The 14,253-nt window shown below is 34.1% G+C and carries 10 protein-coding genes and 3 pseudogenes; 3 read left to right on the plus strand and 10 right to left on the minus strand.

Annotation, left to right across the window (positions count from 1 at the left end):
* Window positions 1–7: 7 nt before the first annotated feature.
* Window positions 8–447, minus strand: a pseudogene (locus HCD_RS07560) (Fic family protein); the annotation flags it as partial.
* Between the two features lie 856 nt (window positions 448–1,303).
* On the opposite strand from HCD_RS07560, the gene HCD_RS07565 reads away from it, so the two are divergent.
* Together HCD_RS07565 and HCD_RS09615 are read left to right on the plus strand one after the other, a co-directional pair.
* Complete coding sequence (locus HCD_RS07565) at window positions 1,304–2,218, plus strand: hypothetical protein (protein ID WP_227624862.1); 915 nt, start codon at window positions 1,304–1,306, stop codon at window positions 2,216–2,218.
* Complete coding sequence (locus tag HCD_RS09615; RefSeq protein ID WP_227624863.1) at window positions 2,187–2,603, plus strand: hypothetical protein; 417 nt, start codon at window positions 2,187–2,189, stop codon at window positions 2,601–2,603. Before HCD_RS07565 ends, HCD_RS09615 begins: the two co-directional genes overlap by 32 nt.
* Before the next feature lie 127 nt (window positions 2,604–2,730).
* On the opposite strand, the gene HCD_RS07570 is transcribed toward HCD_RS09615, so the two are convergent.
* The 3 genes from HCD_RS07570 to HCD_RS07580 are packed head-to-tail and all read right to left on the minus strand — an operon-like array spanning window position 2,731 to window position 5,128.
* Window positions 2,731–3,123, minus strand: a complete 393-nt coding sequence (locus tag HCD_RS07570; protein ID WP_014659979.1) for a type II toxin-antitoxin system PemK/MazF family toxin — start codon at window positions 3,121–3,123, stop codon at window positions 2,731–2,733.
* A gap of 5 nt (window positions 3,124–3,128) precedes the next feature.
* Window positions 3,129–4,394 (minus strand): type IV secretion system protein, encoded by a 1,266-nt coding sequence (locus HCD_RS07575; RefSeq protein ID WP_014659980.1) that lies wholly within the window; start codon window positions 4,392–4,394, stop codon window positions 3,129–3,131.
* A 5-nt stretch (window positions 4,395–4,399) separates the two neighbouring features.
* A complete protein-coding gene (locus HCD_RS07580; protein ID WP_014659981.1) occupies window positions 4,400–5,128 on the minus strand; it encodes a hypothetical protein in 729 nt (242 codons plus the stop codon).
* A gap of 89 nt (window positions 5,129–5,217) precedes the next feature.
* On the opposite strand from HCD_RS07580, the gene HCD_RS07585 reads away from it, so the two are divergent.
* Window positions 5,218–6,069: a Fic family protein gene (locus HCD_RS07585; protein WP_014659982.1), complete on the plus strand. Its 852-nt coding sequence runs from the start codon at window positions 5,218–5,220 to the stop codon at window positions 6,067–6,069.
* Window positions 6,070–6,081: 12 nt separating this feature from the next.
* Here the strand turns inward: HCD_RS07585 and HCD_RS07590 are convergent.
* From HCD_RS07590 to HCD_RS07615, 6 genes and pseudogenes are all read right to left on the minus strand, one after another.
* Window positions 6,082–7,608 (minus strand): annotated as a pseudogene (locus tag HCD_RS07590) (type IV secretory system conjugative DNA transfer family protein); the annotation flags it as partial.
* Window positions 7,609–7,826: 218 nt separating this feature from the next.
* On the minus strand, window positions 7,827–8,360 hold the full coding sequence (locus HCD_RS07595) for a hypothetical protein (RefSeq protein WP_014659984.1): 534 nt from the start codon (window positions 8,358–8,360) through the stop codon (window positions 7,827–7,829).
* A 988-nt stretch (window positions 8,361–9,348) separates the two neighbouring features.
* Window positions 9,349–10,570, minus strand: a pseudogene (locus tag HCD_RS09620) (hypothetical protein); the annotation flags it as partial.
* Between the two features lie 3 nt (window positions 10,571–10,573).
* Window positions 10,574–10,792, minus strand: a complete 219-nt coding sequence (locus HCD_RS07605) for a hypothetical protein (RefSeq protein ID WP_014659986.1) — start codon at window positions 10,790–10,792, stop codon at window positions 10,574–10,576.
* A 12-nt stretch (window positions 10,793–10,804) separates the two neighbouring features.
* Window positions 10,805–12,817: a hypothetical protein gene (locus tag HCD_RS07610; RefSeq protein ID WP_014659987.1), complete on the minus strand. Its 2,013-nt coding sequence runs from the start codon at window positions 12,815–12,817 to the stop codon at window positions 10,805–10,807.
* Between the two features lie 101 nt (window positions 12,818–12,918).
* Window positions 12,919–14,223, minus strand: coding sequence for a hypothetical protein (locus tag HCD_RS07615; RefSeq protein WP_014659988.1), 1,305 nt, complete (start codon window positions 14,221–14,223; stop codon window positions 12,919–12,921).
* Window positions 14,224–14,253 lie beyond the last annotated feature (30 nt).

Raw genomic sequence — 14,253 nt, forward strand, 5'->3', positions numbered from 1 at the left:
AGACAGACTATTTAGAAAAGAAATAGCTAACCATTTCGTTAAAATTATCTTGACTTTGTAAAATAGTGTCTTTTAAATAACCTTTAGTATTGTCATATTCTCTAATGCCCCTATAGTAAAAGGCTTTGTGTTCGTTCTCTATAATAAAGGGCATGATATTGTTTTTCAAACACTCTTTAAACATAACTAATCGCCCTACTCTACCATTGCCATCGCTAAAGGGGTGTATCTTTTCAAAAGCCACATGAAAATCTATGATGTTTTCCAAACTCACTTCAATGTTGCTATGGTAATTTTCTAAAAGTTTTGTTAATTCGCTCTCAACTAATTTGGGTCTTGTTGTGGTGCTATTGCCTACAAAATTAGGGCGTTTTTTAAAACCACCAATAACTTCAAAGACGCAATTATTTTTTAAGATTTTGTGTATAGTTTAAAATACTCCTCACTAGACATAGGGGGGATAATTTCTCTAACTAATTCATAACTACTTGTTCTTTCTACTTCTTTGTAAATGTCTTTAAGGTGGTTGTATTCTCTAGTGATTTCATTGCCATTTTCTAAGACTTTCTTGTGTGTTTCATAGTGGTGGGTTAGCTCTATTTCTAAACTTTGTTCTTTTAATTGCTCTAAGCTGTTTGTATAGGTTAGTCTTTCAGTTTCTTTAGGATTAAGTGGTTGATTAGTTTCTGTATTGATAAGTTTGTATTCTTTGGTTATACGCTTTTTAAACCCCTCATTATTGATTTCATAGGTGCGTGAGCTGTCTTTTATTTCACCATTAGCAAAGAAATTAACCTCTTCTGTGCTGTTGTCATTATATTGGCGTTGTTCATAACTTAGATATTCTGCCCATTCAATAGGTTTTCTAGAAATCATGCTTAGTGTGTTGCTTTTAAATTTCACTTGATAATTAAGTGGCTCTTGTTGGCTCTCTAAAGCAAGTTCTTGACTTTTAAGCCCATTTTCTAATTCTATGGTTGGCTCTAGTGCAGTGTTGGTAATTTCTTGTTTGTAGGGGCTAGTGTTGATGACATCGCCATCATCTAAAATGCTGAATAAATTAGGTTGCTCTCTTAATTCTTTTAACTTCTTTTTGCTGGGTTTGTAAGCCATTACCATATCCTTAGTCTTTAAAATAGTCCTTAAATATTTTAGGATTTTTTGAAATTTAAACAAGCCCCATAATCTATCTTCTGTAAGCTCGTAATTTAGGGGGTTGTAGCGTTTGGTTTATGGGTCTTGTTTAAAAAAGTTAATTAGGTTAAACTTTATGCAAGGAAAATCTAGTGAAAGGACTAATGCTATGAAAAAATTAATTCTTTTTTCTTGTCTTTCTATGAGTGTTGCCAATGCTTTGGGGGTTACTTTAGTGGAGAATCCCACATCTAATGTCAAACTAGCACAAATGCTAACAAGCATGGCTAAAAGAATTGACCAAGGCACAACGATGATTAAAAAATACACCACTATGATTGAAAAAGCCCAAGCCACTATCAATCAGCTTGATAAGGTTAATAGCGTATTAAATCAAACCCAATCCTTTTTGAGTGGGAGTGCTATCAATATCGCAAATCCCATGCAAGTGATTGAAAACACCAAATATATCTTGGAAAATATGCAACAAAACGCCGAGAACATTAAAGAGAATGTATCTCAATACAATGCGAAACAAGTCTTACAAGGCAGGTATTTAGCTAGTCAATGCCCTTGGTTAGATTATTCTAAGGTTGTGGCTAAGGCTAAGAATTTGCCCTTTGTTAAAACAGGTAAGCAAAATACCGCAGTCTTTAAAAGTGCGAGAAATTTTGCGGATAGTTTGTCTTATAATCTAACGAGCCAAACTGATAGCATGATGGGGACTTTAAGTGGGAGGGCGTATGCCTTAGAGATTTGCAAACAAAATAAGAACCAACAATTAGCCTTGCAAATTAGAGAGCAAGAAATCCAAGCCAAGACCGCTCTTTTAAACAATGATTTGCAAGCTTACCAACAATATAAAGCCGTTCAAGAAAAGCTTTCTGCTCAATTAGAGGCTAATATCCAAGCCGAACTTTTTGCAAGAAGTGCGCCTTTAATCAACAGACAAATCCAGCAGTTAGAAAGCTTAGGCGTAGAGGATATGAAATATCAAGGCAAGTTTTGTAAAAAAATAACCAGTGAAAAAAGGACAAACTACTTGCTATCCTATGAAATACATCACAGAGCAATTAAACAATGAATTGCTTAATTACAAGGCGGAATTAGCCAAAGAACTTCAAAAAGCAGGCACAAATAAGAATGCACAAGCTCAAGTCTATGCCAACATGAAACAAAAATTTGAAATGCTAACGATTGACTATATCAAGGATATCGCAAGCAATCTCACTTTTTTAAACGAGACCATGAGCTTAATTTCTAGCATGTTAGCTAGAGATTATCAAGAAAATCATGGCTATGTGAATAATGTTAAGCCTGTAACAGAGCAAAGTGTTCAAATGCAGAGATTAAACAATCAATTGAGCCAAGCCTATCAAGCGAGCCTTAATCAATATGGTTTCCCTAATTCTAAAGCTCAAAGCACTTCTAGCAGTGCTAGTAATAGCTCTAAATTAAAGATTGAATAAGAAAGTTTAGAAAGTTTGGGTATAATTCTAGCATACTTCCTTTATGGGAAGCTAGGGCTTATCTCTATGGTAAGTTGCCCTACCTTTGAGTAGGGAATATATGCCCCTTATCTTTAAGGGGGCATTTTTACAAAATCTCGCTTTTAATCTTATCCTTAATAATCTCCAAAGTTTCATTTTGAACATTAGCAATTTTACCTTGACTGCGTCTTGTATCAAAAGTTCTTATTTGATGGAGTAAAGCAACTTGTTCGGTATTGTTATTGTCAAAAAAGGCATAATGATAGGCTTTGTCTCTATGTTTGGTTTGAGAGCTTAGAGGCACACCCAAGAATAACTTATTAGATAAAACTTTTAGCACTAGCACAGGGCGTGTAAAACTTATAGATTTTCCATAGACTTCATGCCCTATGTTATAGCCAATGCTAACCCAATAAATATTGCCCACTTTAACTTTTGTGGGGGCAAATTTATTGACTCGTTTCTTTTGTTCGTTCCATTTGTCAAAGGGTGTGTTCATACCAATTATTCCCAATCTCTATTAGGGGCTGAAAATCTCTCAACTGAGATTTTAGGTTTGAGCATGTTAGAGGCTTTTGAAATACCCTCTTGGGCTAGATGAGATGCCCCACCTGTAGCAACGCCTAATGCAGTATTACCTACTGCACCTACCACACCTTTTGCAACACCCATTGCACCACCTTGTCCACCACTTGCATTCACATAGCCTCTCTTAGCCATGCCTGCAGTCGCCGCCACAACCATGCCACCTACTTGAGCTATATTAGAAATCATATTGCCTGCATCAGCTATTGTGCCTTGTGTGCCAAAGATAGCATCAATTAATTTGGGGACTTGTAAAACTGACCTTAAGCATAAAATCCCCATTATAATTATAAAAAGTAGGCTAAATCCTATATCTATGTAGTTTTCCATTGTAATGCCACTTCCAAAAAATTGTGAAGCAATAAGACCATTTCCTTTCAAACTTCCAGCACTTGCACTATCTTTTACCATAGTTTGTAGAACAAAGCTATTAAGACCACCTAATAACATAATTAGAGGCATATAAAAAGTTAGAGAAATCAATTTCTTAACATAAGTCCAAGCAAAACCTCTTGTTTGTTGGAAAAAGACTAAGGGGATAAATTCTAGGTAGAACATAGAGTATATAGAAAATTCTATAAAAGTAATTAACATATAAGTAACCATAAGAGCTAAAAAAAGAATTTCAATTATAAAAACCCCTAAAACAAGCAGTAAAATAGGGGTTATATAAAGCCAATTTGCCCCCTCAGTTTTTGTAAAAATAGCTGAAATAAAATCAAAAATTTTTGTAAAGCTTATCACAATTATTTCTTGTATTCTGTTTGAATACTTAATATTTATTGAGGAATTTTTATTAGTAATGTCAGTATGACTAGATTTTGAAGCTTTGTTAAGAAAGTAATCAACTCCATGTGTAACAGCCATTGAAGGATAATTGATTAGCTCCATGAAATCGTTTCTAGAATCTTTTGGGTTAGATAGGCTGTAATGAAAAAAAGTTAAATAGATACCGAACACAGCAATCATAATCAAATGTTTACGCTCGGTTAAATCTTGATTTTTTACCCTGTTGACAATATACAAAATAATCAGTATAGAAAACATAAAAATCCCAATATCTTTATAATAAGAAATAAAAGATTTATCAAACACATCTTGAGCTGAAATTACTATGTTTTCTACCATACCCATAAAGGTTTTGTATTTTTCAACAAGTTTAGTAGTAAGGGCAGTGATACTCATAAAAATTAAAGACCTGAATTTGTAATTTTTCTTACACTACTAATCGCACTAAAACATTTGTTGCGTTCATTTTTGTTGATGGCAGAATAGGCATCATAAACTGACTTTTTCTCATTGATTGTTTTTTTAATGTTGTTTGCCATAACAGAATAACAATGCTCTAAGTCTTTATTTTTTTCTTTTAAAGAGATTTTTTCATAATTTTTAAAACCAAACTCGGCAATCATAAAAGGAGATGCAGGGTCGTTTATACTCGGTAATAGTGGGTCATTTTCGGCTAACATAATTAGCCTAGAACATCGCTTATCGCTTTTTAAACCATCATCGCCATTTTTAGCTAGATTTTCGCTCATTTTGGCATAACAACTTCCAATTTTAGTCATTAGCAAATTATTGTAGTCTAACTTATCGTAGTATTGATTTTTTTCGTTGATGTGAATACCTTCAAATTTATCATTAGAACTCAGTTGCGTTTCTATTTGCTTATCCATATCTAAAGTTGCCACTTCTTTTAGTGCAAGTTCAGCATTAAGGCAGTTATTCTTTTGCGTTTCTGCTATGTTAAGCCTATTTTTAATTCCATTTTCAATTTGTTTGGCGAGTTGCTGACAAGTTGCAATAGTCTTTTCCCTTTCCTTATCATTCTTCACAAAATAATCCACGCTTTTAGCATTTTCAGCATAGCTCACGCCCATTAAACCTACTAAACACAACGAGATGAATTTCAAACGCATTGAATATCCTTTTAACGCTAATTTTACTTGATTTTCTAAAGCCTTATTTTAGTATAATCTAGCCAATAATGTAGCAAATAAGGGGATAAATGAACTATAAAGAACTACTAGAATTTAGCGACTATGCTATGGATTTAACCATTAGAATGGCACATCATAGCACCGCAATAGAGGGCAATACCTTAACGCAAAATGAAACAGCGAGCATTTTAATTGATGGGGTTATTCCAAAGGCTATGAGTGAAAGAGAATATTATGAAGTTAAAAATTTTCAAAACTTTATCCCCACACTTTTAAAATCTTTACAAGAAAAACAAATTATAGACAATGAATATATCAAGTATATCCATTCAATCATTATGAGCAATCTCATTGAAAACTGCGGAAAATTTAAAACAATTCCCAATGTAGTTTTAGGGGCAAATTTTGAACCAACTGCTCCTTTTAAAGTGCCTATGGTCTTAAAAGATTGGTGTGATAATCTCTATTATCAGCTTAGTAGTGCCAAAAATGACACGCAAAAATTAGAGATTATCATGGATAGTCATATTAAGTTTGAGCATATCCACCCTTTTAGTGATGGCAATGGTAGGACAGGGCGTATGCTAATCTTTTATAGTGTCTTAGAGCAAGATTTAGTGCCTTTTGTGATTACTAAAGATAATAAAAAAGACTACATCATGGCTATGAGAGAAGAAAATGTGCCTATGTTAGTAGATATGGCAAAAGAGGCTCAAGAAGTGGAAAGAAAAAGAGCTATGGGGTTTTTAGAAAAATACAACAATCAATTACACCTTGATAACAAAAGAGAGCAAGTCCAACCTATCTCTTATCTAAAAGCAAACCCCACCACCAAGCCTAACCCCAAACACCTCCATAACAACCGATTTATAAACAATAAAAACAAAGGGGGCAAAGATGATGATAGGTTTGGTTTGTAATATATCCAAATCTCAATTTACCTTTCTCAACCCCTTAAACGCTTCTTCATTAGGTTTTAAGGGTATATTGAGACATTTAGGCAATCTTTTGTTTTTGAAGTAATAGTTGGCTTTGAGCTTTAAGGGCGTTGCTTTATGTCCGCTTACTAGAATAATCACTTCATCTTTGTTAATATTCATAATATCTTGTGCAGAAACTAATTCATAGCCCTCTTCAGAATAAGAGCTTGTCCCACCAAAAATCACTTGATTTTTTTCAGTAGAACGATTTCGTTTTTCTCGTGTGTATTTGCCTATTTCTTCGCTAAGTTGCTTAGCGTAATCTAAGTCATCCATTTTAAAGACAATCTTATATGCTACCGTGCTATTAACAATCCTAGCGTCTTCTTTGCCATAGTATTTTTCTATGAGCGCATTAGATTGCGTGATAAACATAATCACTACACCATAACTTCTACTAAGTGCTGGCATTTCTAACAAAAAAGGAAGTTTTCCAAATCTTACAAACTCATCTAAAATTAGATACACCCTTTCATTAAACTTCTTACTTTCTCTTAATAAAAGATTCTTACCTATGCTTTCTAAAAGAACTCTAATTAAGGGGGCTAGAGTATCAATGTCAGTTTGGGCGATTTTGATATAAAGGCTGATATTTTTACGCCTTAAATCCTCGTATTCAAAGCTCATGTTATCTGTGGCACTTTTGACTTGATAACTTGTAAAAACTTGCATAAACTCTGAATACACGCTCATAATAGAGGCAAATTCTTTTTCATTAGAAATAGACCACTTATTAGCCCATGTCCTAATAACAGGGTCTAACATACCTTCTTTAATAATAACATTACCTTTCTTATCTTTTTCTAATCTATTGACTGTGCCATCATAATTTCTAGGGTCATTGACATCTAAATAGACTTGTTCGCTTACTTGCCTATACCATAAATTCTCAGCATTAGCTTGTGTGTTTAAGATAGGATTGCCATTGCTATCTCTTTCTAGTATAGGCTCATTGTTTTCATCTAATATAAAATTACCATCTTGGTCAACTTTATGGATATAGAGTTCTTTGTAATAAGGGCTTTTAGGGTGGATTAAGGGAACAAAGTTTTGAATAGGTGCAAAAGCCAAATCAAATAAAAAGCTTTCTTGCTTAACGCATAAATCATAAAGAGCGTAAAAGACAAATAGATTTCTAGCCTGTTTTCTCCAATAAGGGTCGTTCTCTTTGCCATCACCACTAAAAATGGTATTGCCCACTTCATCTACAAGCCTTCTTTTTCTATTGAAATCTAGCTTTTCTACAATACGCTTATCAAAAGGATTGAATTTCAAGGAATTGTCATCGCCTAGTGGATTAAAAATGTAAATTTCATTACCTAAGACTTGCTGTCTATAGCCTGCGGTTAAATCGCATAATTCCCCCTTAATATCTAGCACCACTACGGAGCTTTTTAAAGTTAGCAAATTAGGAATAGCTACTGCGGCAGTTTTACCACTACCAGGTGGCGCAATGATTAAAGTGGATAAAGGCGTGTCATAATAGACTGGTTTGTTGTTGTGCAAACCAACTACTACGCCTTGTTTGAAATTCAAATCCATAGGGTGTTCTACACTTACTCCTAAAGTTAAAATACCACAAAGCGCTTGGCTTAGATTTTTGTAATAACCATTATGGAAGGCTTGGATACCTTTAAAACTTTTATTAAAGCCTTGATAGAGAATGTTAGAGCTTTTTTTAAGAGCGTTTTTTAACTTCATGTGCCTTTCCTTTTAAAAGAGAGTTTATTTTTAAGATTTTTAAGCGTTTGTGGGGTTTGTTTGATGCCATAATACACCCCTTTAATCCCCTTAAATACCCCCATAACACAATCTTTAATGATGATACATAGCCAAATGCTTAATACCAAACAAGATAGCCCTAAAAACAAGGGCAAGAAAGGTAATCTCAAGATAAAACCAAAAAAAGATTTGACAAACTTTAAGGGGCTATAGGCTAGTTTTTCTATCTCTTTTACGCTCGCCCACTTTGCTTTTCCATGCGAAGTGAGAGTGTTGCCACTAGAAAGCAAGTAAATGCTTGTTATTAAGGGCATTAAAGCCAGAACAAAGGCTTTATACACTTCAAATTTAAAGCTTGTAAAATGCGAAAGATTAGAAAGTATGAGCCGACTAAATTGATAGGTTTGGGTGAAATTTTTCAAATCAAAGCCTAAAAATAGGCTATACATAAAGATTAAGGGAGCTAAAATGAGAGAAAGTGAAATAAAATAGGGTTTGTATTGCAACATTTTAATCCTTAAATAGCGTGCCTATTTTGCTTATTGTTTAAATTTTCATTAAAGGCAACAAGCTGTTTTTTGAGATTAAAAGGCAAGGCTTTGAGCTTGTCAATTTGATTGAGAGCTTTAAGAGTTTGTTGCTTGAAAGCACTATTGCAAGGTTTTTGTAAAATGCCCATCTTAGTATTAAGGGCTGTCTTAAAACTTTCTTCATTAAGGGTTTTGGTATTTAAGAGTTTGCTAAGTCTTAAATCATTAGAAAAAGATTGGCTAAAAGGCGTGTGAATGGTAGGAGGCTTTCTAGTAACATTTAGGGCGTATTTAGTAAGGGGGATGGAAAACTCATTGTTAGTGCTTAGAATTATCTTGGTGTCCTTAGAGACATCTTGTAAGAGCAAATCCAAAAAAGGCTTAGTGGTCTCTAAAAAATCGCTTTGAAAAACGCTTACAACTAGGCTGTTTTTGGGGTCTAACTCTCTATGTAACTGCATAAAGCTTAAAGCGTTAGTGGGGTCATTCGCAATGATAATTTGCTTAATGTGGTCTAATTTAGTGGTAGGGTTTTTGAGAACGCTTATATTTTTAATATCCTTTGAATGATTTAAGGCACTGATTTCTTGCATAGCGGTTTTGTTGCCCTTTGCATTAAACAAAGCCACGCACACTTCTTTATTTTCATCTAATTTAAAGCTATGCTTGTAATTTTCTAGCAAATCAGCATCTAAGTTGTTGAAATAGGGGTGGTTATTTTCTAATGGTTTTAGGATATTGAAAGTATCTATTATTTCATCATGCTTGTTTTCTATAAAGATAGAAGTATGATTGAGTAAATCTAGGGCTTTACTAGGCTCGTTTAAAGATTGTTTGAATGTTGATTTAAAGGGTTTTAGAGAGTGGATAGTTTCTAAGATTTCTAAGGCTGTTTGGGCTTTTTCTTGGCTTTGTAAGTCTGTGAGTGCGTTTTTTATAAATGCGCTCACGCTCTTTAAATGAACTTCTTTATTCCCTATAATGTGTGCTAATTTCAAATCATCGTTACAATCCTTAGAAAAAGGCGTATAGATAGTAGGGAATTGCTGTGTAATAGCATATAAAATACCCTCGCATTTTTCCTTATATCCTTTACCCTTAATGTCATTATCAAAGGCTAAGATAACATTAAAACTCTCTTGTGGCTTGCTAATAGGCTTGGGTTTTCTAAACTCTCTAGTTTTTTCAACCTGCTTGTTATAAATGGGCGTGTTCTTTTCTTTTTGATAATTTTTAATCACATCTTTATAAGTCTCTACCACTACGCTGTTGAAATCATCTGTAGCCCTGCCTTGTTTGACTAACTCTTGCCATTGCTCTTCTTGTCTTAGATAGCTTTTATATGCCCCTTGTTGCTTGTTTTTTAATTGCTTGAAAAAGCTTTGAAAAAAGAGTTCTAATTTTTGTGCGTTAAATTGCCCTGCGGTGCTAATTAAAACGCTTTCTTTAGGCTCTAAGCCTTGTAACTCTAAATAAGCCAGACTATCAAAGATATTTTCACTTAAGACAATATTTTTAATAAGGCTAAAATCTTTAGGTATTAAGACTTCTATGCCTTTATTCCCTTGTGCGATAGATTTTAAGGGTTTGTCTCTTATGTTGCCCTCTTTGTCTGTGTTTAAGGGCTTATTCAAGCGTTTGTTAATGCCACATTGATGAATGGGTATGACATTAAGATTTTTATCTTCAAAGGCTTGATAGGTAGCAAGGATAAGATTATTAAAGTTATCCGTTTTTAAATGCTCTTTATAAGGTTCTAATAGCTTTGTATCAATGCCACGCTTTTTAATGAGGGTAGCGTTTTCTAAATCATAGGGTTTAAGAGCGTTAAACTCATTGATGATTTTTTGAACTTCTTCGTTGTTCTCTTGTGCGTTATCCCTTGCTTGTAGAGTATCTTTTTTATTGCGATAGTCTTCTAATTTTCCAGCAAGTAAATCTTCAACGCTGATATTTCTATCCTTACAAAAAGTAATGATATTACCGACCTTGTCTGTATGGGTGTCTTTGTAGGTATAGCTAATTGAGCCATTTTCATTTTTATTTTTAAAAATGACTAGATTACCCTCTTCATTTTCATGCTTTAAAACAGGGTTGTTCTTGCTTGTCTTGTCTTTGTTATAAACATAGCCATTATCCAATAAGATTTCATGTAAGGGTAAAGCAGTGAGATTAGGAATGTAAGACATAATCTAGCTTTCTAGTCTTTTGGTCTCATTAAGCCAAGTTTGTTCAAATTTCTCTATGAGAGCATGCGTTTCTTTTGGATTATTCATGCAATCAGAAAGGTTGCTAAAAAACTCCGCCACCTTGTTGTTATAATCCAAACGACTAGCTATTTGGTGCATGCCTAAAAAAGATTGCTTGATGGTATTCAATCTGATTTGTAAGATTTGTTGTTCGGTATTCATTTTAGCTCCTTATTAGGGTTGTGGAATAATGTAATCACCATTTCCATTACAAACATAATTGCTATTAGTGGTGGTGTAAGAATGCCCATGACTAGAAGCACTTCCACTCCAAATGCTATAGTTTAGACAAGTTCCTTGCCATGGCTTATAATTGTTTGCCATAAACTGCACATAAGGAGCGCTAACTAAAAAAGTGCTGTCTTTATAATAGCCTTGTTGAGCCTCCACACTTGCCATAAAATCATCGCTTAGTTTTAAGCTATTCTTAGTAATAATAGGATTTCTCTCTACCACTGTTGTGGTTTTGGTAACCACATAGTAAGTGTTCTCTTTAGCACCAATTTGAAGAGGGCGTTGGTATTTAGTGGTGTATTGTGTAATGGTAGTTTGATAAGTGCTTTGCCAATTAGCATAATAAGTGTTTTGGCTATAAGCTGTCCAATATTTTCTCCAACTAGACCAAAAATCAGAAATTTTTGTGCTATCTTCATGAGAACTTAAATACGAGGCTTGCAAAGAAAAAGAACCTTGAGTTTTGGTATTAGATAGAACCTGAGTCATTGTAGGTTCTTGAATATAAGGCTCAATAATAGCCCCTTGTTTAATGCCAGCATTAAAATTGCACCCCGTAACATCTTCATATTGCCCTGTGAGCTTGTTAAGGCTTTTTAAAATAGTGCGTCTTTTAGCTTGCAAATGTTCATCATCGTATTCCCAATCCCCACACCCAAATTGTTGGTATTGAGAAGTTAATAAGGGGTTAGTTACCCCACGATTTAAATAAACTTTTTTCCCAGTTTTTGGATCGATATAGTATTGGTCTACTAACGGAGTGGAAGTATGGGTCTTATCGTTATTTTCATAGCCTATAATTTGATTGACTACATTAGCGTATTGTGTGCAATCTAGTGCGGTGTGTATCATGCCATCTTCGCCCCTAAATTGGATTTGAGCATTAAATTGTTCGCTCACTCCCATACCATAACCCAAATCCTTAACCACTTGTAATTTGCATTGTGAAGAGTTGTAATACATAGGGAATTCATATTGAGCGCCCCTTAAATTAACACAGCCTCCTATGTTTTTGCTTTGATTGTCTGCATTCACAAAATAAAATTGTGTTTGTTTGATTGCGACCATTTTTTCGTAGTTATAACTATAAGAGCATGCTGTGTCGTTTCTTAAAGCCATCATCTCTTGGCAAGAGCCATTTTTTTCTACAATGCTTAAAGAAATTTCATTTTCGCCTGTATAAACAGGGGCTTTACAAAATTCATTAGACCAAGTAGCAGGACTATTAGAAGCTAGTGGATTATCATTAGTCCCATTAGTGCCATTGCCACCTCCCTCTCCATAAGGTAAAGGCATAGGATACATACCATTTCCCATGCCTCCTATTGTGCCACCCCCATAAACTCCGCCACTACTTATATTGCCACTACCTAAACCACTGCTACTATCATTAAAGCTATTATTGGTATAGCCTCCAACCCCAGCATTAGCTCCACCACTAGCGCCAGAGCCACTAGTTCCACCAACACCACCATAAGCAGAGCCTCCATATGCCCCACTAGCTGAACCACCAGAAGAACTAGTCGCTCTTCTATTGCCTACCCCACCACTTCCTTTGGCTTGGTAAGCCTCTAATGAAATGCCTAGAATTTGGGCGATTTCTTGTTGGTTTTCTCCAGCTAGAATGAGTTTAGAGCCTTTTCTTAGTCTTTTATTGTTCTTTACTTCTTTAATTGCACTAGCCACAGAGCTTAAGGTATAGGTTTGGTCATCTTTAATGATTTTAGAAACATTGAAAGCGACATTTTTTTGTCTTCTATCTAGCTTGTAAGAGCCAATGGCTTTAATGGGTAAAACCTTATGTTCAAAAATGAGATAACCTTTTAAAATACCTTCTTTTGTTTTATTGAGATTGATTTCTTTATCAGTGATTATCACTAAGGCATTAGCTTGAGTGATAAAAAACGATAATCCTAGTATAAGAGCAAGAAAATATTTTAAAACATTAAACATGGTTAAAATCCTTTTTATCTTAAAAGGGAAGTGTTGGAGACCTCCCTTCTTCATTGTAAATATCATTTATAAATAGTGGAAAAAAATAAAATTAACTATTTTTACATATCTCTACCTCCTATATTGTGATTACGAGATTGATATACAGGCTGTTTATTTGCTTGTGTGTAAGCATTAAATTGTCCTGTTTGTTGCACACTCTTTAGGGGTGCTTGGTTTAAGGAATATGTTTGTAATGGCTTTTGCTTATCGCTTAAGATAGAGTTTGCCCACTCTAATTCTTCCTTACTCGCATTAAAGCCACCAATAGCATTGCTATCATTACCCTTAATCTCTTGTGTAACTTGTTTTTCTAGGTCTGTGTCATTTAAAAAAGCGTCCTTATTCTTTCCTAAAATTTGCTTATCCAAAGCATTTTTTGAAAAATGCTCTATTAGATTTAGCTTTTCTTCATGGGTTACTTTTTCAATATAGCTGGGGAGCTTGTCATTGTGTTCTAAATGAAGTTTTATCACACTTCTTAAGGGGTCAGCTTGTAAGAGCTTAGGGTTATCTAAAGCTTTTAATAATCCTTGTTCTATCATATCTTTATGTTCTTTAAAGAGTTTGCTTGGGTCTTTATGATAGAGCAAAAATAAGACTTGCATTTCTTTGGTATTCATGCCTTTTTCGCAATGCTCTAAAAAGGATTTGATGAAATCCTTTTTATTTAAAGATTGATTCTTGTTATTCTCGGCTTGTTTGTCAAAAAATTTCAATAAGGAATTAATGCTTGTTATGTGTTCATGAGAGTTGGCATTATCATTTTCTTTAGCCTCTTTCTTAGTTTCTTTAATTTTAGGGTTTTCTTCTTCAATTTGTGATACATTCTCTGCGTGAGTTAAGGTGTTTTGTGTTTGATGAGAAATTTCTTGTTTTGTGTTTGCATTTTCATAGATTTGGCTCAAATCTTTGAGTTCATCTAAAAAGTTTTGGCTAAAACTATTGTTGCGTTGCTCTTGTGTGGCTTGTTGCTCATACATAGCATCGGGATTTTGACTCTCATAATATTGTTTTAGTGCTTTATTTTCACTCTCTAGGGCGTATTTTTCTAATTCTTGTTGTGCTAACTCATTATCTTTTAATTCATTTTCGTGTAATTTTTGTTTTAAATCTTTTAATTCTTCTTGCAAGACATTTCCAAAAGAATGAGAGAGTTCTAAATCTTTAAGGCTTTCAACAAAGAGCTTTGAAAAATTATCTAAATTAGTATTATTCTCTAATTCAGCCAAACTATTAGCTTGGGAAAGCTCGTTCATAAACTTGTTGTAATACGCAAAGCTTTGCGTATTGCCTCCAAAGAAGTTATAAATATCTAAGAAATTCTTTTTGAAATCAAACCAAGTGTTTCTAGCCTTTGTTACCATATTGTTATTCTCTCTTTCTTTTGCTCATCT

Source organism: Helicobacter cetorum MIT 99-5656 (genome assembly GCF_000259275.1).
Taxonomy (GTDB): Bacteria; Campylobacterota; Campylobacteria; order Campylobacterales; family Helicobacteraceae; genus Helicobacter; species Helicobacter cetorum.

Coding starts and splice junctions, on each gene's coding strand:
- HCD_RS07565 (WP_227624862.1), top strand. CDS start 1,304: ATGAAAAAATTAATTCTTTTTTCTTGTCTTTCTATGAGTGTTGCCAAT.
- HCD_RS07570 (WP_014659979.1), bottom strand. CDS start 3,123: ATGAACACACCCTTTGACAAATGGAACGAACAAAAGAAACGAGTCAAT.
- HCD_RS07615 (WP_014659988.1), bottom strand. CDS start 14,223: ATGGTAACAAAGGCTAGAAACACTTGGTTTGATTTCAAAAAGAATTTC.
- HCD_RS07610 (WP_014659987.1), bottom strand. CDS start 12,817: ATGTTTAATGTTTTAAAATATTTTCTTGCTCTTATACTAGGATTATCG.
- HCD_RS07575 (WP_014659980.1), bottom strand. CDS start 4,394: ATGAGTATCACTGCCCTTACTACTAAACTTGTTGAAAAATACAAAACC.
- HCD_RS07605 (WP_014659986.1), bottom strand. CDS start 10,792: ATGAATACCGAACAACAAATCTTACAAATCAGATTGAATACCATCAAG.
- HCD_RS07595 (WP_014659984.1), bottom strand. CDS start 8,360: ATGTTGCAATACAAACCCTATTTTATTTCACTTTCTCTCATTTTAGCT.
- HCD_RS09615 (WP_227624863.1), top strand. CDS start 2,187: ATGAAATACATCACAGAGCAATTAAACAATGAATTGCTTAATTACAAG.
- HCD_RS07580 (WP_014659981.1), bottom strand. CDS start 5,128: ATGCGTTTGAAATTCATCTCGTTGTGTTTAGTAGGTTTAATGGGCGTG.
- HCD_RS07585 (WP_014659982.1), top strand. CDS start 5,218: ATGAACTATAAAGAACTACTAGAATTTAGCGACTATGCTATGGATTTA.